Here is a 17,156-nt window from a genome sequence, read left to right on the forward strand (position 1 = left end):
TCGTGAGCTCGGTGACCTGGTTGTAGATGGAGCGGCGCTCGGCCATCAGCGCACGGATCTTGCGGTCGGCATGCATCACGGTCGTATCCCCTAGGGGTGCGGCCCTTCTGCGTTTCGCAAGCGTGCCCTCGGGGCTTTTCCGTGGATGGCGCGGCTCGTCGTTTCACGTGAAACCCTCGTTTCACGTGAAACGGTCGGCGTGTGTCAGCGCGTCGCGCCCGTGACGATCCAGCGCCCCGAGCGGGAGCGCAGCCACAAGGTCAGCATCCGCATCGCCATCATCAGCGTCATCGCTCCCCAGAGCGTGGTCAGTCCGCCACCGAGAAGGGGAACGAGTAGGGCGACGGGGGCGAAGACCGCCAGTGTGAGCAGCATGGCCCAGGCCAGGTATGCCCCGTCCCCCGCACCCATGAGTACGCCGTCCAGGACGAACACGATGCCGCAGATCGGCTGGGCGAGGGCCACCATCACCAGAGCGGGCACCGCCGCGTCCTGTACGCCCGAGTCGCTGCTGAACAGCGGAAGGAACAGGGAGCGAGCCGCGATGACCAGGAGACCGAGTACGACTCCGGTGACGAGTCCCCACTGCACCATGCGCCGGCATGCCTCACGGGCACCCTGGGCGTCGTCCGCGCCGAGGTAGCGCCCGATGATGGCCTGTCCCGCGATGGCGATGGCGTCGAGCGCGAACGCGAGCAGACTCCACAGCGACAGGATGATCTGGTGCGCCGCCATGTCGGCGTCCCCGAGTCGGGCGGCGACTGCCGTGGCGATCAGCAGGATGGCCCGGAGCGACAGCGTACGGACGAGCAGTGGGGCGCCGGCCTGGGCGCAGGCCCGTATCCCGGTGGCATCCGGCCGCAGGGAGGCGCCGTGCTTCCGGGCTCCGCGGATGACGACGAACAGATAGACGGCGGCCATGCCGCACTGAGCGATGACGGTGCCCCAGGCGGAGCCGGCGATGCCGAGGTCTGCGCCGTAGACGAGGACCACGTTGAGGACCGCATTGGCGACGAAGCCTCCGACGGCGACGTACAGCGGGGTTTTTGTGTCCTGGAGTCCGCGCAGTACTCCGGTGGCGGCCAGCACGACGAGCATGGCGGGGATACCGAATGCCGAGATCCGTAGATAGGTCGTCGCGTACGGGGCGGCGGTGTGGGAGGCGCCGAACAACTCCATGAGGGAGGGTGCCGTGGGCAGGGCGACGGCGATGACGGCCGCGCCGATGAGCAGGGCGAGCCAGATGCCGTCCATGCCCTGGCGGATCGCCGCGCGGAGATCGCCGGCACCGACTCGGCGGGCCACCGCGGCCGTAGTGGCATAGGCGAGGAAGACGAAGACTCCGACGGCTGTCATGAGGAGGGCCGAGGCGACACCGAGTCCGGCCAGTTGCGCCGTGCCGAGATGGCCCACGATGGCGCTGTCGGCCATCACGAAGAGAGGCTCGGCGACGAGTGCGCCGAAGGCCGGAACGGCCAGCGCGACGATCTCTCGGTCGTGCCGGCGTCGGGCGGCCATGGGCGCCGCGGGAGCCTGTGTCATGAGCACCAATCTAATCTTCCACAGGTAAGAGATGCAATGTGCATAGGACCCTTACTCTGTGTCGGGTGCGGTGCGTCACGGTGCACCGTTTGCAGCGATCTTGATCCGACTGGGAAAGTTTTTCTTCTGCACAACCGGTGGACGGGAAAACAGCAGGTCAGAGTGAGTTCTCTGGAAGAGGTGAGGGCTTGTTCACAGGCCTGTCCACCGGGTCGTGCACAGGTTTTGTGGAGTTCTCCACAGCATCGGGGCCGTCGTCCACATGGCCTGTGGATAACCAGATTGGCTGACGGTGCCTGCGGGCCTAACGTGGTGCGGCGCCCGTTCTTTCCTCCGTCCTCGGAAACCACGCAAAACCGACGCGTGAGAACCGGAGTTGGGTAGCTCAGTTGTCAGTGCCGTGCCGTAGAAATTAAAGGCACTGCTAGGTCCGCTCTGCGGACGGGAGGAGGTGGCTCGGTGAGTATTTCCGAGCCCTTGGACGACCCCTGGGCGGACACTGGGCCCAGCGATCGTCTGCCCCCGTCCCGCCGTGGGAGCGGCGGCCGTGGCCGCGACGAGCAGCACGACCGGGACAACGGATCATGGGAAAGCGGCGGTTCGTCCTTCGAACGGGTACCGCCGCAGGACCTCGACGCCGAGCAGTCCGTCCTCGGCGGCATGCTCCTGTCGAAGGACGCCATCGCCGACGTCGTCGAGGTGCTCAAGGGCCACGACTTCTACCGGCCGGCGCACGAGACCATCTACGGAGCGATTCTCGACCTGTACGCCAAGGGCGAGCCGGCCGACCCCATCACGGTCGCGGCCGAGCTCACCAAGCGGGGCGAGATCACCAAGGTCGGCGGAGCACCGTATCTGCACACGCTTGTGCAGACGGTCCCGACCGCGGCGAACGCCGAGTACTACGCGGAGATCGTGCACGAGCGCGCGGTCCTGCGCCGCCTGGTCGAGGCGGGCACGCGCATCACACAGATGGGATACGCGGCCGACGGCGATGTCGATGAGATCGTCAACAGCGCCCAGGCAGAGATCTACGCGGTCACCGAGCAGCGCACCACCGAGGACTATCTGCCGCTCGGCGACATCATGGAGGGCGCGCTCGACGAGATCGAGGCGATCGGATCGCGTTCGGGGGAGATGACCGGCGTACCGACCGGCTTCACCGACCTCGACTCGCTGACCAACGGCCTGCATCCCGGACAGATGATCATCATCGCGGCTCGTCCCGCCATGGGTAAGTCGACGCTGGCCCTGGACTTCGCACGGGCGTGCTCGATCAAGCACAACATGCCCAGCGTGATCTTCTCGCTCGAAATGGGCCGCAACGAGATCGCGATGCGCCTGCTGTCGGCCGAGGCGCGCGTGGCCCTGCACCACATGCGGTCCGGCACGATGACCGACGAGGACTGGACCCGGCTCGCCCGCCGTATGCCGGATGTCTCGGCCGCCCCCCTCTACATCGACGATTCGCCGAACCTGTCGATGATGGAGATCCGCGCCAAGTGCCGCCGCCTCAAGCAGCGCGCCGATCTGAAGCTCGTCGTCATCGACTATCTGCAGCTGATGCAGTCGGGCGGCAAGCGGTCCGAGAGCCGTCAGCAGGAGGTCTCCGACATGTCGCGAAACCTGAAGCTGCTGGCCAAGGAGCTGGAACTGCCGGTCATCGCGCTGTCGCAGCTCAACCGTGGCCCCGAGCAGCGCACGGACAAGAAGCCCATGGTCTCCGACCTGCGTGAGTCCGGGTCGATCGAGCAGGACGCGGACATGGTCATCCTGCTCCACCGCGAGGACGCGTACGAGAAGGAGTCCCCCCGCGCCGGCGAGGCGGACATCATCGTCGGCAAGCACCGTAACGGCCCGACGGCCACGATCACGGTGGCCTTCCAGGGTCACTACTCGCGCTTCGTGGACATGGCACAGACCTGATCCGGCGCCCTGCGGGGCCGCTTCGGGTTATGGAGGGTCTCGCGGCTGATGTCGTAATCTCACGGGCCGTGTCGTACCGATGTCGTATACGACACCGTGAGACCAGCGCGTGAGTGCTGCTGCTCAGCGCCTCGTCTCGTACCTGGTCAGGACCACGCCACCGGGACACGTCCGCGTCTCCACCAGGTTCAGGTTCACCCAGCTGTCCAGCGCGGTGAAGAACGGCGTGCCGCAGCCCACCAGGACCGGATGGGTGGCGATCACGTACTCGTCGATCAGCCCGGCGCGCATGGCCGCCCCGGCAAGCGTTGCGCCGCCGATGTTCATTGGGCCGCCGTCCTCGGCCTTGAGCCGGGTGATCTCGGCGATCGCGTCGCCGGTGACCAGGCGGGTGTTCCAGTCGACCTTGTCGATCGTCGAGGAGAACACCACCTTCGGCGTGTCTCGCCAGTTCCGCGCGAACTCGATCTGCGCCGGGGTGGCGTTGGGCTGCTGGTCGCCGGTCGGCCAGTAGGAGCTCATCGTCTCCCACAGCTTGCGCCCATACAGCGACAGGCCACTCGCCTGCTCGTGGTCGAGCCACCACTGGAACAGCTCGTCGCTCGGCGGTCCGCTCCAGCCGATGTCGTCGCTGGCCGCGGCGATGTAGCCGTCCAGGGTCAGGTTCATGCCGTAGATCAGTTTCCGCATGGCGCCAGCCTTCCGTGAGTGGGTCTCGCGCGTACAGACCGGCGCGGCGCGGGAAACTAATCGGTACGCGATCTGGGCTCGCCGGTAGTCCTCGTGCTCGGGGCTCAGCGTGGTGTACTCGGCCGACGCGGGCAAGCCGCCTGATCTCGACCTCGCCCTCGCGAGGAAATGCCACGGATTTGAGACTGATCATGGGTGACAAGGCCGTGAGACAGCCAAGAACGCCCAGGTCACGCAAGATCGACATGTCACGAGCGGCGAGACCCTACAGCCCTGCGGGGCCGCTTCGGGTTAATCCACTCGACGTTCGGCGGCAGGGCGGGTGGACTGGTGTCATGACGACACCCCAGGATGATCTGCTTCCCGGCACGCGCCGAGCCCTGCTGCACCGTATCGCCGTCGCGCAGAGCGAGGGGCGGGCACCGTCGCTCGTCGCGACGGTGGTCCGGGGTGGGAAAGCGGTGTGGAACGGGGCGCGGACCTCGGTGGACGGTCACGGACCGGACGAGAACGTGCAGTACCGGATCGGCTCCATCACCAAGACCTTCACCGCCGTGCTCGTACTGCGGCTGCGCGACGAGGGCGTCCTGGATCTCGGTGACCCGGTGGAGAAGCATGTGCCCGGCACGGGTGCGGGGGAGGTCACCATCTCCCAACTGCTCGCGCATACCGGAGGGTTGGCTGCCGAGTCGCCCGCGCCGTGGTGGGAGCGCACACCCGGTTCGCTGCGTCCCGCACTGGCCGACGTGCTGGGCGAACAACCCTTCCGGCATCCGGTCGGCCGCCGGCACCACTACTCGAACCCCGGCTACACGGTGCTCGGGGCGCTGGTCGAGGAGCTGCGAGGCGCTCCCTGGGAAGAGGTTCTGCGCCGCGAGGTCCTCGAACCGCTCGGCCTGCACCGTACGAGCGGTCACCCGCAGGCGCCACACGCGGGGGGATGGGCTGTCCACCCCTGGGCGGACGCGATGATGCCCGAGCCCGCGGAGGACCTCGGACGGATGGCTCCGGCCGGGCAACTGTGGTCCACCACGGGAGACTTGGCCCGCTTCGCCGTCTTCCTCGCCCGAGGGGACGACCGGGTGCTGAGCGCGGAGTCCGTAAGGGAGATGCGTGCGCCTGCCGCGCCGCCCGAGACCGCGGAGCTGGCTGCGGGGACCTCCTACGGGCTCGGCCTGCAGATCGTGCACCGTGACGGCCGAACCCTCGTAGGACATTCTGGTTCCCTGCCGGGCTTCCTCGCCGGCTTGGTGATCGACGTGGAGGACGACGTGGCGGCGGTGGTGCTGTCCAACTGCACCTCGGGGCCGCCCGTGTCCACCGTCGCCGCCGATCTCGTGCGGATCGTCGCGGAGGCAGAGCCACGGATCCCCGAACCCTGGCGTCCGATGACCGAAGCCGACCAGAGCGTCTTGGAGTTGGCGGGTCAGTGGTACTGGGGGACTCAAGCCTTCGGGCTGCGGTTGCCGGCCGGTGGGGGGCTCGAGTTGGGCCCGCTCTCGGGTGTCGGCCGGGCTGCCCGGTTCCGGGCGAACGGTGACGGGACGTGGACGGGGCTCGACGGCTATTACGCGGGCGAGCTTCTGCGGCCCGTACGGCGGCCTGACGGCTCCGTGAGCCATCTGGACCTCGGGTCGTTCGTGTTCACGCGCCAGCCGTACGACGAGGAGGCCCCTGTGCCGGGTGGAGTGGACCCTGAGGGTTGGCGAGGCGTCCAGTAGGCGACACCGGATCGGGAGGCGGCCTGTTTCACGTGAAACAGGCCGCCTCCCGCTGTACGGAGAAGTGCTGTGCGGCAGCTGATGGGGAGCCGGCGACAGGGGACAGTGGCCCGGGTCAGAGGGGGAGCTTGAAACCGATGTGCGAGGCCTCGAAGCCCAGCCGCTCGTAGAAGCGATGGGCGTCGGTGCGGGTGGCGTCGGAAGTCAGCTGGACCAAGTGGCAGTCCTGGCGGCGGGATTCCTCGATCGCCCACTCGATGAGCTCAGTCCCGAGACCACTGCCGCGTTCGTCGGCGTGGATGCGTACGGCCTCGATGACGGACCGCGTCGCTCCCTTGCGGGACAGTCCGGGAATCACGGTGAGCTGCAGGGTGCCGACGACGCGGTCCTCGCGTACGGCGACGACCAGGTGCTGGTTCGGGTCACCGCTCAGACGCTCCAGGGCGCCCAGGTACGGGGTCAGATCGTCGGGCGATTCCCGTTGGGCGCCCAGCGGGTCGTCGGCGAGCATCGCGACGATGGCGGGCACGTCGTCGGCGACCGCGGCTCGTATCTCAAGATCTGCCATGAACGCACCCTACGAGGGCACGCCCACGGAAGGCATGGGATGTCCGGGCACGCTCGCCGACTCCACGACCCGGACCAGAGGTGCCAGCTCGGGGACCTCGGCAGCGTCGTCGAGCGCCTCGCGCAGGGCGGTGTCATTGGTGGGTCGCGCCTCGGCGAGGAGCTTCAGTCCTGCCTCGCTGACATTCGTGTAGATGCCGCGCCGGTCGGTCGGGCAGAGGTAGCGGGCGAGCAGCCCTCGGTCCTCAAGGCGGGTCACCAGTCGCGTGGTGGCGCTCTGGCTGAGGACGACCGCGTCCGCGACCTGCTTCATCTGGAGATGACCGCCGTCGCCGTCGTGCTGTCGGCTGAGCACGTCGAGCAGGGAGTACTCGCGCACGCTGAGTCCGTGCTTGGCCTGCAGGGCCCGCTCGATATGGGCCTCGATCCTCCCGTGCAGCAGGGAGAGGGCGCACCATCCCTGAGCGAGGGCGGTGAGCGCGGGGTCCGTGGCTGTCATGGCGTCTTCCTCCGTCCCGGAGCGGCTGAAAACCAGGATAGAGCACGGGCGCAATAGCCCGCTGTTGCGTATAGCCCGCGTCTGCAACTATTGTTGGCGCAGGTAAAGCGCTCCTGCACTCCCCTGGAAGGTGTACCCCACCATGCCTCTCGCGCTCTTGGCCCTCGCGATCGGGGCCTTCGGAATCGGAACGACCGAGTTCGTGATCATGGGCGTCCTGCCCGAGGTCGCCGGAGACTTCGGCGTCTCCATCCCCACCGCCGGACTGCTGGTGACCGGCTACGCCCTCGGTGTGGTGATCGGCGCGCCGATCATGACCGCGATCGGCACGAAGGTGTCCCGCAAGCGGATGCTCATGGTGCTGATGGGTCTGTTCGTCCTCGGCAATCTGATCTCCGCCGTGGCTCCGGTCTTCTGGTTGATGCTCGTGGGCAGGGTGGTCGCCTCCCTCGCGCACGGTGCCTTCTTCGGCATCGGGTCGGTGGCCGCCGCCGAGCTGGTCGCTCCTGACAAGAAGGCCGGCGCCATCGCGATGATGTTCAGCGGGCTCACCATCGCCAACGTCGTCGGCGTCCCGCTGGGCACGCTGATCGGACAGTCCGCCGGCTGGCGCGTCACGTTCGCCGGAGTCGCCGCGCTCGGTGTCATCGGGCTGCTGGGCATCGCCAAGCTGGTTCCGGAGATGCCGAAGCCCGAGGGCGTGCGCCTGCGCCACGAGCTGGCCGCCTTCAAGAACGTCCAGGTCCTGCTCGCGATGGCGATGACCGTGCTCGGCTTCGGCGGTGTCTTCGCGGCCATCACCTACATCGCGCCGATGATGACGCACATCGCGGGCTTCGCCGACGGATCCGTCACCTGGCTCCTGGTCCTCTTCGGCCTCGGCATGGTCGGCGGGAACCTGGTCGGCGGCAGGTTCGCCGACCGCGCGCTGATGCCGATGCTGTACGTCTCTCTGGGCGGACTTGCCCTCGTGCTCGCCCTGTTCACCGTCACGGCGCACAACAAGATCCTGGCGGCTGTCACGATCGCCCTGATCGGCGGTCTGGGCTTCGCGACCGTGCCTCCTCTGCAGAAGCGCGTTCTCGACCAGGCACACGGCGCACCCACCCTGGCCTCGGCCGTGAACATCGGCGCCTTCAACCTCGGCAACGCCCTCTCGGCCTGGCTCGGCGGCCTCGTCATCGCGGCGGGTCTCGGCTACACCGCTCCCAACTGGGTCGGTGCGGTTCTCGCCGCGAGCGCGCTCGTCCTGGCCGTCCTCTCGGCCGCTCTGGAGCGCCGCACGGCTCTCCCCGGCGCTGTGGTCGCCGGTGGCACCCCCGCCGAACAGCGGACCGCCGTCCACCACTGACCGGAATCGGGTCCGTGCGGGGACAGGGCCGTCCCCGCACCGTCTCGACCCAGCGCTTCCCCACTCGAAACAGCACGCCCCCACAAGGAGAAACCCCTGATGAGCACCACCACCGCCGTTGCCCCCCTGACCATTGAGGACGCCGAGGTTCTCGTCACCGCGGCCCGTCGTGCCGCCGAAGCCGCCGGTGTTCGGATCAGCGCCACCGTCCTCGACGCGGGCGGTCACCTGCTCGCCTTCCGGCGGGACGACCAGGCCGTGCTGATCTCGGGAGAGACCAGCACGCGCAAGGCCTACACCGCACTCCAGCTGAACTCGGCCACCGCCGATCTCGTCGACGCGGTGCAGCCCGGCGGTCTCTTCCACACCCTGCCCACCGCGCTGGACCGCCCCCTGCTGTTCATCGCGGGCGGCGTGCCGGTCCACCGCGACGGCCGTCTGATCGGCGCGATCGGAGTCGGTGGCGGCATGCCCGACCAGGATCACGGCTTCGCCGTCACCGCCGTCGCGTCGCTCGTCTGACGCTCGGTAGTCGCGGCGCACGTCCGACGTACGACAGCTCAGAAATGCCTGTTCCCCACGCGTTCCGGGGGACAGGCATTTCTTCTGTGGAAGCCGGACAGCTCCTAGCCGGCGGCCACCGTCAGAGGCGCGAAGCGGCGGGTCCAGTCACCGGGCAGTTCCAGGATTCCGTACGTCATGACCGCGTTGAAGGCGACGGAGGCAAGCCCGCGCTCCTTCAGCCAGGCGAGCAGCTCTTCGTGCCGCACGTCGACGTCGGTGCGCAGCGGGCGGTCGGTGTGGGCGGCGAGTGAGGAGACGAGAGCCTTCGCGGTCTCTGTGTCCCGGGCGATCAGTGGGCCGATGACATGGTCGGTCATGTTGGGCCAGGCGGCCGCGTAGCCGATGATCCGGCCGTTGTCCTCGGCCACGCGCAACTGGTCCGAGAAGGCCGGCAATCGCGTGATCATGTGGGTGCGGTCGGCGCCGAAGATCTCTTCGTCCAGCTGGAGGACGGTGGCGAGGTCCTCCGCTGTGGCCGGGCGGGTGAAGACCTCGGGCTCAAGGCGGTCAGCAGTGAAGACTCCCCGGACCATCTCGGCCCGGCCGGTGACCTTGAATCCCAACTCCTCGTAGAGCGGGCGCCCGTGCACGGTCGCGTGCAGGGTCAGAGCGGTGGTGCCCAACCCCTCGACGAGGTGCCGCATCAGACGACGGCCGACCCCCTGGCGGGAGTGGCGCTCGGCGACGAGGACCATGCCGATCGCACTCAGTTCGGGGCGCTCGCGCGGTCCGTATTCGGTCACCACGCACGCGGTGACGAGACCCCCGGCGGGGTCATCTATGCCGTACCCGGTGCCCGCAGTGAGCAGCAGGCCCCACTTGTGCTCCTCACGGGGCCAGCCACGGTTCTCGGACAAGTCGGCGCAGGCGGTGAGGTCGCGAGGGGTCAGACGACGAACGGGCAGAGCGTCAAGGGATGGTGTCGACACGCTGGTCAGGCTGTCCGACAGAGGCCCCTGCCGTCCACCGCTTTCCCGTCAGCCCTCTCCATTTTTGGCCAGGTGCCGCACCATTCCGCAGGGAGCTGACAGTCGTTTCACGTGAAACCTCCGCCCCTCGGCATCGGCTACCGCAGTAGCCTCGGCGGACATGGCGCGACTTCATCTCTTCGATCTCGACGGCACGCTGCTCCACGGCAGCACCGCACCATTGGAGATCTCCCGGCAACTTGGGCTGGAAACCGAGACCATGGCGCTCGAAAAGGCCATCTCCGCCGGGGTCATAGGACCTCCGGAGTATGCGACGGGGGTGCATGCCCTGTGGACGGAACTCACCGATGCGCATGTGACCGCGGCTTTCGAGGGAGCGCCATGGATGTCCGGAATCGAAGACGTCTGGAGAGAGATCCGGGGAAACGGCGACTACTGCGCGGTCGTCTCGCTGTCGCCCTCGTTCTTTGTGGAGCGCCTGATGGCGTGGGGAGCGCACGCGGCCCATGGCTCGCGCTTTCCCGCCGTGCCGTTCGCGGAGCCGGTGGATCCCGCGGGCGTTCTCAATGCCGCGGCAAAGGTGCAGATCGCGGACCGGCTCTGTGAAGAGTTCGGGGTGAGTCGAACCGACTGTGTCGCCTATGGCGACTCCCTCTCGGACAAGGATCTTTTCCGCGCTGTGCCGGTGTCCGTAGCGGTCAACGCGGACCGGCATCTGCGCGACCTCGCCACCCACTCCTACGTGGGACAGGACCTGTGGGCTGCCTATCAATTGGTGTGCCGCACCCGGTAATTGAGGCAATTGGCCGTGAGGCTCCCCGCTCATTCGCCGTGAGGGAGAGGTACTTGTGCCGAGAGCCGCTGCCGGTATGGTCGACTCCGGTTCGTGTCCGCCGAGATGTGTGCGTGTCTTGGTGGCGCGGGCGACCGCAACGCAGGCCGAAGCAGCCTAACGGGACGGAGAGATCGAAGACCCGCGTTTTCTGTTATGCGACCGGGCGCTGACCCGGAGTGGGATGCTCGACGAGATCGCTGCGGCCCGTGTCACCTTCTCGCCTTGCTTGTCCGTACAGGGCGGGATTCCGGCTTCAATAGGGCCGCATGGGGGCGACGGGGACCGAACCGGGAAAGAGAGCAAACCGTCTGCGGGGGAAAGCAGGCATCTTCCGATCGCGGAGGTGCGCAGACCGACCGAAAGATGTTCGAGGCGAGGCAGAACATGGACGCTCCGACCACCACGTCGGCCGACAACGGCACTTCAGGCGGCAACGGCGGGGGCGGCTGGTTCACGCCGCACAAGGAGCCGCCGACTCCCAGCGGTGACCAGGGGCCATCGGACGGCCGTCGACTGGCCGCGATGCGCCCGGTGGGCCGGTCGGCCGCGGCGCGGGGGGAACCCGGGCAAGCCGCCCCTGAGCAAGCGGCCCCTGGACAGGGAACACCGGAGCAGGAACGAATATCCCCGTTCGTGGAGGCGCTCATGGCGCGTCGTGGGGCGGCACCGGTACCCCCTGGGGAAGGCTCCGCGGAGACGCGAGCCCAGGAGGCTCCGCCTCCTGGAACACAGCCTTCGGAGCCCGTGCCGGCGGAGCCGGTACCTCCCGAGAAGCGCTCCCATCCACCAACACGGTTCGAGGCACGGCATTTCGAGCCGGAGCCCGCCCACGAAGCCGTACGACCCGCGTCGGGCCCCGGACAGACGGAGGCCGGCTTTCCGCGGCCCTCACAGGCTTCCGCGCCCGAGCACGGGTCGCCAGGGCCCCACCACGGCTCTCCTCGGCCTGACGCCCGCCCTGAGCCGCTTCTGACAGGCCGGCAGCCCGCTCCCGCCCCCACGGCGTCCCCCGACGCTGTGCTGATCCGCCGGACCATGGCCGAGGTCGGTCCCATCGCCGACAAGGTCACCTCCTACTTCTACGCGCTGCTCTTCGTGCGCCACCCGGAGCTGCGCTCGCTGTTCCCCGCCGCGATGGACACCCAGCGCGACAGACTGCTCAAAGCGCTGCTGACCGCCGCCGAGCACATCGACAACACCGACGTCCTCGTCGCGTATCTGCAGAACCTCGGCCGGGGACACCGCAAGTACGGCACCCGGCCCGAGCACTATCCGGCCGTCGGTGAATGCCTCATCGGCTCGCTCAGCAGGTTCGCCTCGGCGGTCTGGGACGCCGAGACGGAGGCGGCCTGGGTGCGCACGTACACGACGATCTCCCAGGTCATGATCGACGCGGCTTCCGCGGACGAGCTGCGCGCTCCGCCCTGGTGGTTCGCCGAAGTGGTGTCCCACGACCTGAGGACGCCGGACGTCGCGGTCATCACGGTCCGGCCCGACCAGCCGTACCCGTTCCTCGCCGGCCAGTACACAAGCCTGGAGACACCGTGGTGGCCACGGATCTGGCGGCACTACTCCTTCGCCTCGGCGCCCCGCTCGGACGGGCTGCTGACGCTCCATGTGAAGGCGGTTCCGGCCGGCTGGGTCTCCAACGCGCTGGTGCACCGTGCCCGGCCCGGTGATGTCATCCGGCTCGGGCCGCCGTCCGGCTCGATGACCGTCGACCACACCACCGACAGCGGCCTGCTCTGTCTGGGCGGCGGCACCGGCATCGCCCCCATCAAGGCTCTGGTCGAGGACGTCGCCGAACACGGGGAGCGCCGCCCCGTCGAGGTCTTCTACGGGGCTCGCACCGATCACGACCTCTACGACATCGACACCATGCTGCGGCTCCAGCAGAGCCACCCCTGGCTCGCGGTACGGCCCGTCGTCGACCAGCAGGCCCATCTCCAGCTGCCGGACGTCGTACGCGAGTACGGGCCGTGGAACGAGTACGACGCGTATCTCTCGGGGCCGCCCGGCATGATCCGCAACGGTGTCGACGCACTCAGGGACATCGGCATCCCGTCGGACCGCATCCGCCACGACTCGGTGGAAGAACTCGTCGCGACAGGCGACTGACCCACAGCGGCTACGCTCCGCGTCAGCCCAGGTCAGGTGCGTGCATGGCCCGTACGCCCTCGATGTTCCCGTCGAGATAGTGCCTCAGCGAGAGCGGTACGAGGTGGACGGAGGCGATCCCGACCCGGGTGAACGGGACGCGGACGATCTCGTACTCACCGCACGGCTCGTCCACCTCCGGGCCGTGCCGCAGGGCAGGATCCATGGATTCCAGCCGGCAGACGAAGAAGTGCTGGACCTTCACACCGGTCGCGCCCCCGTCGTCGCCGATGTGCTCGACGGTGTCGACGAAGCAGGGCACCACATCGATGATCTTGGCTCCGAGCTCCTCGTGCACCTCACGATGGAGTGCCTCGACGACAGTCGTGTCCTCCGGTTCGACCCCGCCACCCGGTGTGAGCCAGTAGGGATCGACGCCGGGCTTGGTGCGCTTGATCAAGATCAGGTCGTCACCATCGAGCAGAACGGCGCGGGCGGTGCGCTTGACCACGGGTCGGACGGTCATGGGAGAAATGTGGCCCGGCTGGTTCCACGTGAAACATCAGGCGGCCGCGATTCCGAGTGAATCGCTCTGAAGACTTTCCTGGGGCACGGGGAAGGCGGGAGCGGCCGACGCCCGAATCGCTGCCCTCCGGTCCTCCGCAGCGGGCGTTGCGGCCTCGTGTCCTGGTTCCGGCCCGCGCCGGTCTCAGCTCCAGTCGGCGGCGGCTCGAAGCAGCCATTCATGAGCCCGGGCGATGTGCGGCATCGCCAGGGTTCCGGTCCGGACGACAAGGAAGTACGTACGCAGCGGAGGCACCGGTGGGTCAAGGAGCGCCACCACGTCTCCGCGGTCGATGGCATCGGAGCAGAGGTATTTGGGCAGGACGGCGAGGCCGGCGCCCGCGGAGGCGCAGGCGAGGACCGCTCGCAGATCCGGGACGACCACCGTGCCGGAGGCGGCGGGGCGGCAGTCGAAGACGGAGGCCCAGTAGCGGGCGACGAGCGGCAGCGACTCGTGGACCTCGACGATGGGGAGGTCCTCGAGTGCGTGGGCGCCCTTGCGGCGGAGTTTGCCCGGGCCGACTTCGGCGGCCCAGCGAGGGGCTGCGACCAGGACGTGCTCTTCGTCGCAGAGCGGAGTCGCGGTGAGAAGCGCACCGCGTGGGCGGGCCGTCGTCATGGCCAGATCATGATGTCCGGCGCCGAGCCCCTCCAGCGTCTCCTCCGCGTTGCCGAAGGAGGCGCGCAGCGCGAAGCCCTGGCCGTCGTCGCCGGTCAGCTCCGTGAGAGCGGGCAACGCGCGCTCCGCGGTGAACTCCGGGGGCCCCGCGAGATGCAGTGTGCGAAGAGAGGAGTCCTCGTCGAGGCCGGTCTCGGCTATCTCCACGAGAGCGTCGAGATGGGGCGCCGCCTTGTGGGCGAGCTCGTCGCCGATGGTCGTGGGGGTCACCCCGCGGGCCTGGCGCAGAAACAGGGGCCGCCCCAATTGCCGCTCCAGTGTGCGGATCTGCGAGGTGACGGCCGGTTGCGAGAGTCCGAGCAGCGCGGCGGCACGAGTGAAGGAACCGGAGCGGTGCACCGTCACAAAAGTGCGCAGCAAGGCCAAGTCCATGGTGCCCCTCCCCTTCCAGCACCCCGCGCGAGCCCCAACTATAAATAAGTCGATAGGTCTCTGTCGCTACGGTGATTGGACACTGACACAGAGTCAACTAGCCTTGTTCGCGCGGTTCTTCGCGCGCGGAACCGGGACGGTCCGAGCCACGAGGGGGGAGGCTCGGACCGTCCGTTGTACGTAGCGGGGGTACTGATCCAGCCGCCCCGGCCGCCCTACTCCGAGGATGCGTCGAGGGCCCGCAGCACGTCCGCCACCAGGTCCTCGGGATCTTCGGCGCCGGCGGAGAAGCGAATGAAGCCTTCCGGGACGGCGTCCCCGCCCCACCGGCCGCGCCGCTCGGCTGTGGACCGCACCCCGCCGAAGCTGGTGGCGTCGTCCACCAGGCGCAGCGCGTCGAGGAAACGCTCGGCACGCGCGCGCGTGGGCAGCGTGAAGGACACCACGCATCCGAAGCGGCGCATCTGCTGCGATGCGATCTTGTGCGAGGGGTCGTCGGGCAGCCCCGGGTAGCGCAGCCCCGTCACCTCGGGCCGATCCCGCAGGGCCTCGGCGATCGCCCTGGCGTTGGCCGTCTGCCGGTCGGCCCTCAACTGGAGCGTGGCGAGGGAGCGGTGGGCCAGCCAGGCCTCCATCGGGCCGGGGATCGCGCCGACGACCTTCCGCCAGCGTCGTACGGGAGCCATGACAGTGGCGTCGCGCCCGGTGACGTACCCGAGGAGGATGTCGCCGTGTCCGGTGAGCATCTTGGTGCCGCTGGCCACGGAGAAGTCGGCGCCCAGCTCCAGCGGGCGCTGCCCGAGCGGGGTGGCCAGTGTGTTGTCGACGGCGACGAGCGTGCCCTGCGCATGAGCGGCAGCGACGAGACGTCGCAGGTCGCAGACGTCGAGACCCGGGTTGGACGGCGTCTCGATCCACAGCAGCTTCGCGCCGTCGAGCGCCTCCAGCTGGGCATCGCCGGCGGTGGGGGCGGTGCGCACCTCGATGCCGTACGCGGTCAGTTGCTCGCGCACCAGTGGCAGCACCTGGTAGCCGTCGTCGGGCAGGACGACGATGTCGCCGGCGCGCAGCTGGGAGAAGAGCACCGCGGAGACGGCGGCCATGCCCGAGGGGAAGGCGAGCGTTTCGACGGAGTCCTGACCGGGTGCTTCCAGCTCGCCGATGGCTCGCTCCAGGAGCGTCCAGGTCGGGTTCTCGTCGCGGCCGTAGGTGTACGGGCCGGTGGGTTCACCGGGCAGATGGAAGTGCGCGGCGAAGACCGGGCCGGGAAGCGTCGGCTCGTACTTGACGGGATCGGGCAGTCCGGCGCGCACCGCCCGTGTGCCGTCGCCCGGCACCGTCGCGCGTGTGCCGTCGCTCTCTCCCGCCGGGCCCGTGCCCTCACTGTTCGCCGTGACGAAATCCCCTGACGTCATGCCGCTCGTCCCTCCACTTGCTCTCGTACCGCGGCGAGCAGACCGGGGCTCGCCGCCTCCACCATCTCAAGACAGTCCGCGAAGCCCTCCATATGTCCGTAATACGGATCGGGGACGTCCAGGTCGTCGCCCGCGGCGGGGTCGTACGACCGCAACAGCCGGACCTTCGCGGCGTCCTCGGCACTGGTCGCGAGGCGGCGCAGGGCCTTGAGATGGCCGGTGTCGAGGGCGATGACGAGGTCCAGACGGGAGAACCACGAGGCCTGGAACTGCCGGGCCGCGTGGTCGCTCTCGTAGCCGCCTGCCTCCAGCACGGCGACGGTGCGCTCGTCCGCGCCGTCGCCCTCGTGCCAGCCGCCTGTGCCCGCGCTGTCGACCTCGACCAGCTCGCCGAGTCCGGCTTCCGCCACGTGGGCGCGGAAGACGGACTCGGCCATCGGCGAGCGGCAGATGTTGCCGGTGCAGACGAAGCAGACGCGGTAGGACATAGGCCTCTCTCAGTCGTTGTCGCCGTCGGGCAGGACGACATTGAGCGCCCAGGAGACGACGGAGATGATCAGGCCGCCCAGGACGGCGGTCCAGAAGCCCTCCACATGGAAGCTCAGGTCGAGCTTGTCGGCGACCCATGAGGTGAGCAGCAGCATCAAGGCGTTCACCACAAGGGTGATCAGGCCGAGCGTGAGGATGAAGAGCGGGAAGGTCAGTACCTTCACGAGTGGCTTGACCAGGAAGTTCACCAGTCCGAAGACCAGTGCGACGAGGAGGAGCGTGCCTATCTTCTTGCCCGTGCTGTCACCCGTCAGGGTGATCTTGTCGAGCAGCCAGACGGCGACGGCCAGGGCCCCCGCGTTGGCGAGCGTCTTGACTACGAAATTCTTCATGTGTCTGATCGTGGCAGAGAGATCGACTGGCAAGAAGGGGCTGTGGACACAGCCTGACGTGCACGAGAGCGGACGAGGGCGATGAAGGCATTCCGGCTGGATGAACTGGAGGCGGAACGCGCCGCCAACGACGGCGCATACCTGCAGTTTCTGCGCGAGCGGAACATGTCGGTCGGGCTGTACGCGCTCGACGCGGGCGGCCTCGACCCGCAGAAGCCGCACGCGCAGGACGAGGTGTACTTCGTGGTGAGCGGACGGGCTTCGATCACGGTCGGCCTGGAGACCACCCAGGTGGCACGGGGCAGTGTCGTCTACGTACCCGCCGGAGTCGCCCACAAGTTCCACCACATCACGGAGGATCTGCGGGTCCTGGTGGTGTTCTCTCCGCCCGAGAGCTGACCTGCGTCTCAGGGTTCCCTAGGGGGACGGTCAGGGGAGGACAAGGGGTGCGCGGCCGCCACACGGCCCCTCTGCGACCTAGCATCGGATGCAAGACATAAGAGAACCCGGAATCGGTGTCCCGG

General features: G+C 68.4%; 17 protein-coding genes. 7 read left to right on the forward strand and 10 right to left on the reverse strand.

The window, feature by feature from the left end:
• Positions 1-204: 204 nt before the first annotated feature.
• Positions 205-1,542: an MATE family efflux transporter gene (locus ABZX90_RS30750; RefSeq protein ID WP_355210235.1), complete on the reverse strand. Its 1,338-nt coding sequence runs from the start codon at positions 1,540-1,542 to the stop codon at positions 205-207.
• Positions 1,543-2,001: 459 nt separating this feature from the next.
• On the opposite strand from ABZX90_RS30750, the gene dnaB reads away from it, so the two are divergent.
• The gene (gene dnaB, locus ABZX90_RS30755; protein WP_351135294.1) at positions 2,002-3,468 is read left to right on the forward strand and encodes a replicative DNA helicase; all 1,467 of its coding nucleotides are present in this window, start codon (positions 2,002-2,004) and stop codon (positions 3,466-3,468) included.
• A gap of 123 nt (positions 3,469-3,591) precedes the next feature.
• Here dnaB and ABZX90_RS30760 read toward each other — a convergent pair whose 3' ends face one another.
• On the reverse strand, positions 3,592-4,158 hold the full coding sequence (locus ABZX90_RS30760; RefSeq protein WP_355210238.1) for a dihydrofolate reductase family protein: 567 nt from the start codon (positions 4,156-4,158) through the stop codon (positions 3,592-3,594).
• Between the two features lie 335 nt (positions 4,159-4,493).
• Between ABZX90_RS30760 and ABZX90_RS30765 the strand changes: the two genes are divergently transcribed.
• On the forward strand, positions 4,494-5,879 hold the full coding sequence (locus tag ABZX90_RS30765; RefSeq protein ID WP_355210241.1) for a serine hydrolase domain-containing protein: 1,386 nt from the start codon (positions 4,494-4,496) through the stop codon (positions 5,877-5,879).
• Between the two features lie 115 nt (positions 5,880-5,994).
• Here the strand turns inward: ABZX90_RS30765 and ABZX90_RS30770 are convergent, their stop codons facing one another.
• Entirely contained in the window at positions 5,995-6,447 is a 453-nt protein-coding gene (locus ABZX90_RS30770) for a GNAT family N-acetyltransferase (protein WP_351132959.1), read from the reverse strand.
• A gap of 9 nt (positions 6,448-6,456) precedes the next feature.
• Positions 6,457-6,945 (reverse strand): MarR family transcriptional regulator, encoded by a 489-nt coding sequence (locus ABZX90_RS30775; protein ID WP_351132961.1) that lies wholly within the window; start codon positions 6,943-6,945, stop codon positions 6,457-6,459.
• 142 nt (positions 6,946-7,087) lie between these two features.
• Between ABZX90_RS30775 and ABZX90_RS30780 the strand changes: the two genes are divergently transcribed.
• Both ABZX90_RS30780 and ABZX90_RS30785 read left to right on the forward strand, forming a co-directional pair.
• Entirely contained in the window at positions 7,088-8,296 is a 1,209-nt protein-coding gene (locus ABZX90_RS30780; protein ID WP_355210245.1) for an MFS transporter, read from the forward strand.
• A gap of 99 nt (positions 8,297-8,395) precedes the next feature.
• The gene (locus ABZX90_RS30785; protein WP_351132965.1) at positions 8,396-8,818 is read left to right on the forward strand and encodes a heme-binding protein; all 423 of its coding nucleotides are present in this window, start codon (positions 8,396-8,398) and stop codon (positions 8,816-8,818) included.
• Between the two features lie 104 nt (positions 8,819-8,922).
• Here ABZX90_RS30785 and ABZX90_RS30790 read toward each other — a convergent pair whose 3' ends face one another.
• Entirely contained in the window at positions 8,923-9,789 is an 867-nt protein-coding gene (locus tag ABZX90_RS30790) for a GNAT family N-acetyltransferase (RefSeq protein WP_355210248.1), read from the reverse strand.
• A 160-nt stretch (positions 9,790-9,949) separates the two neighbouring features.
• On the opposite strand from ABZX90_RS30790, the gene ABZX90_RS30795 reads away from it, so the two are divergent.
• Together ABZX90_RS30795 and ABZX90_RS30800 are read left to right on the forward strand one after the other, a co-directional pair.
• The gene (locus tag ABZX90_RS30795; RefSeq protein WP_351132968.1) at positions 9,950-10,582 is read left to right on the forward strand and encodes a haloacid dehalogenase-like hydrolase; all 633 of its coding nucleotides are present in this window, start codon (positions 9,950-9,952) and stop codon (positions 10,580-10,582) included.
• A 405-nt stretch (positions 10,583-10,987) separates the two neighbouring features.
• Positions 10,988-12,742 (forward strand): globin domain-containing protein, encoded by a 1,755-nt coding sequence (locus ABZX90_RS30800; RefSeq protein ID WP_355210251.1) that lies wholly within the window; start codon positions 10,988-10,990, stop codon positions 12,740-12,742.
• Positions 12,743-12,764: 22 nt separating this feature from the next.
• Here the strand turns inward: ABZX90_RS30800 and ABZX90_RS30805 are convergent, their stop codons facing one another.
• The 5 genes from ABZX90_RS30805 to ABZX90_RS30825 all read right to left on the reverse strand — a co-directional run bounded on the left by ABZX90_RS30805 (position 12,765) and on the right by ABZX90_RS30825 (position 16,632).
• Positions 12,765-13,247 (reverse strand): NUDIX hydrolase, encoded by a 483-nt coding sequence (locus ABZX90_RS30805; RefSeq protein WP_328554571.1) that lies wholly within the window; start codon positions 13,245-13,247, stop codon positions 12,765-12,767.
• Between the two features lie 183 nt (positions 13,248-13,430).
• The gene (locus ABZX90_RS30810; RefSeq protein WP_351132972.1) at positions 13,431-14,336 is read right to left on the reverse strand and encodes a LysR family transcriptional regulator; all 906 of its coding nucleotides are present in this window, start codon (positions 14,334-14,336) and stop codon (positions 13,431-13,433) included.
• 215 nt (positions 14,337-14,551) lie between these two features.
• The gene (locus tag ABZX90_RS30815) at positions 14,552-15,751 is read right to left on the reverse strand and encodes a cystathionine gamma-lyase (protein WP_355210255.1); all 1,200 of its coding nucleotides are present in this window, start codon (positions 15,749-15,751) and stop codon (positions 14,552-14,554) included.
• Complete coding sequence (locus ABZX90_RS30820) at positions 15,748-16,239, reverse strand: low molecular weight protein-tyrosine-phosphatase (protein ID WP_351132976.1); 492 nt, start codon at positions 16,237-16,239, stop codon at positions 15,748-15,750. Before ABZX90_RS30820 ends, ABZX90_RS30815 begins: the two co-directional genes overlap by 4 nt.
• 9 nt (positions 16,240-16,248) lie before the next feature.
• Entirely contained in the window at positions 16,249-16,632 is a 384-nt protein-coding gene (locus ABZX90_RS30825; protein WP_351132978.1) for a phage holin family protein, read from the reverse strand.
• An 81-nt stretch (positions 16,633-16,713) separates the two neighbouring features.
• Between ABZX90_RS30825 and ABZX90_RS30830 the strand changes: the two genes are divergently transcribed.
• Entirely contained in the window at positions 16,714-17,031 is a 318-nt protein-coding gene (locus tag ABZX90_RS30830) for a cupin domain-containing protein (RefSeq protein WP_261703765.1), read from the forward strand.
• Positions 17,032-17,156: the final 125 nt, after the last annotated feature.

Origin of the sequence: Streptomyces sp. NPDC002935 (assembly GCF_040611295.1) — a bacterium.
Taxonomy (GTDB): domain Bacteria; phylum Actinomycetota; class Actinomycetes; order Streptomycetales; family Streptomycetaceae; genus Streptomyces.

Coding starts and splice junctions, on each gene's coding strand:
- ABZX90_RS30805 (WP_328554571.1), bottom strand. CDS start 13,247: ATGACCGTCCGACCCGTGGTCAAGCGCACCGCCCGCGCCGTTCTGCTC.
- ABZX90_RS30815 (WP_355210255.1), bottom strand. CDS start 15,751: ATGACGTCAGGGGATTTCGTCACGGCGAACAGTGAGGGCACGGGCCCG.
- ABZX90_RS30770 (WP_351132959.1), bottom strand. CDS start 6,447: ATGGCAGATCTTGAGATACGAGCCGCGGTCGCCGACGACGTGCCCGCC.
- ABZX90_RS30775 (WP_351132961.1), bottom strand. CDS start 6,945: ATGACAGCCACGGACCCCGCGCTCACCGCCCTCGCTCAGGGATGGTGC.
- ABZX90_RS30765 (WP_355210241.1), top strand. CDS start 4,494: ATGACGACACCCCAGGATGATCTGCTTCCCGGCACGCGCCGAGCCCTG.
- ABZX90_RS30810 (WP_351132972.1), bottom strand. CDS start 14,336: ATGGACTTGGCCTTGCTGCGCACTTTTGTGACGGTGCACCGCTCCGGT.
- ABZX90_RS30795 (WP_351132968.1), top strand. CDS start 9,950: ATGGCGCGACTTCATCTCTTCGATCTCGACGGCACGCTGCTCCACGGC.
- ABZX90_RS30825 (WP_351132978.1), bottom strand. CDS start 16,632: ATGAAGAATTTCGTAGTCAAGACGCTCGCCAACGCGGGGGCCCTGGCC.
- ABZX90_RS30750 (WP_355210235.1), bottom strand. CDS start 1,542: ATGACACAGGCTCCCGCGGCGCCCATGGCCGCCCGACGCCGGCACGAC.
- ABZX90_RS30830 (WP_261703765.1), top strand. CDS start 16,714: ATGAAGGCATTCCGGCTGGATGAACTGGAGGCGGAACGCGCCGCCAAC.
- ABZX90_RS30760 (WP_355210238.1), bottom strand. CDS start 4,158: ATGCGGAAACTGATCTACGGCATGAACCTGACCCTGGACGGCTACATC.
- ABZX90_RS30820 (WP_351132976.1), bottom strand. CDS start 16,239: ATGTCCTACCGCGTCTGCTTCGTCTGCACCGGCAACATCTGCCGCTCG.
- ABZX90_RS30800 (WP_355210251.1), top strand. CDS start 10,988: ATGTTCGAGGCGAGGCAGAACATGGACGCTCCGACCACCACGTCGGCC.
- ABZX90_RS30785 (WP_351132965.1), top strand. CDS start 8,396: ATGAGCACCACCACCGCCGTTGCCCCCCTGACCATTGAGGACGCCGAG.
- ABZX90_RS30780 (WP_355210245.1), top strand. CDS start 7,088: ATGCCTCTCGCGCTCTTGGCCCTCGCGATCGGGGCCTTCGGAATCGGA.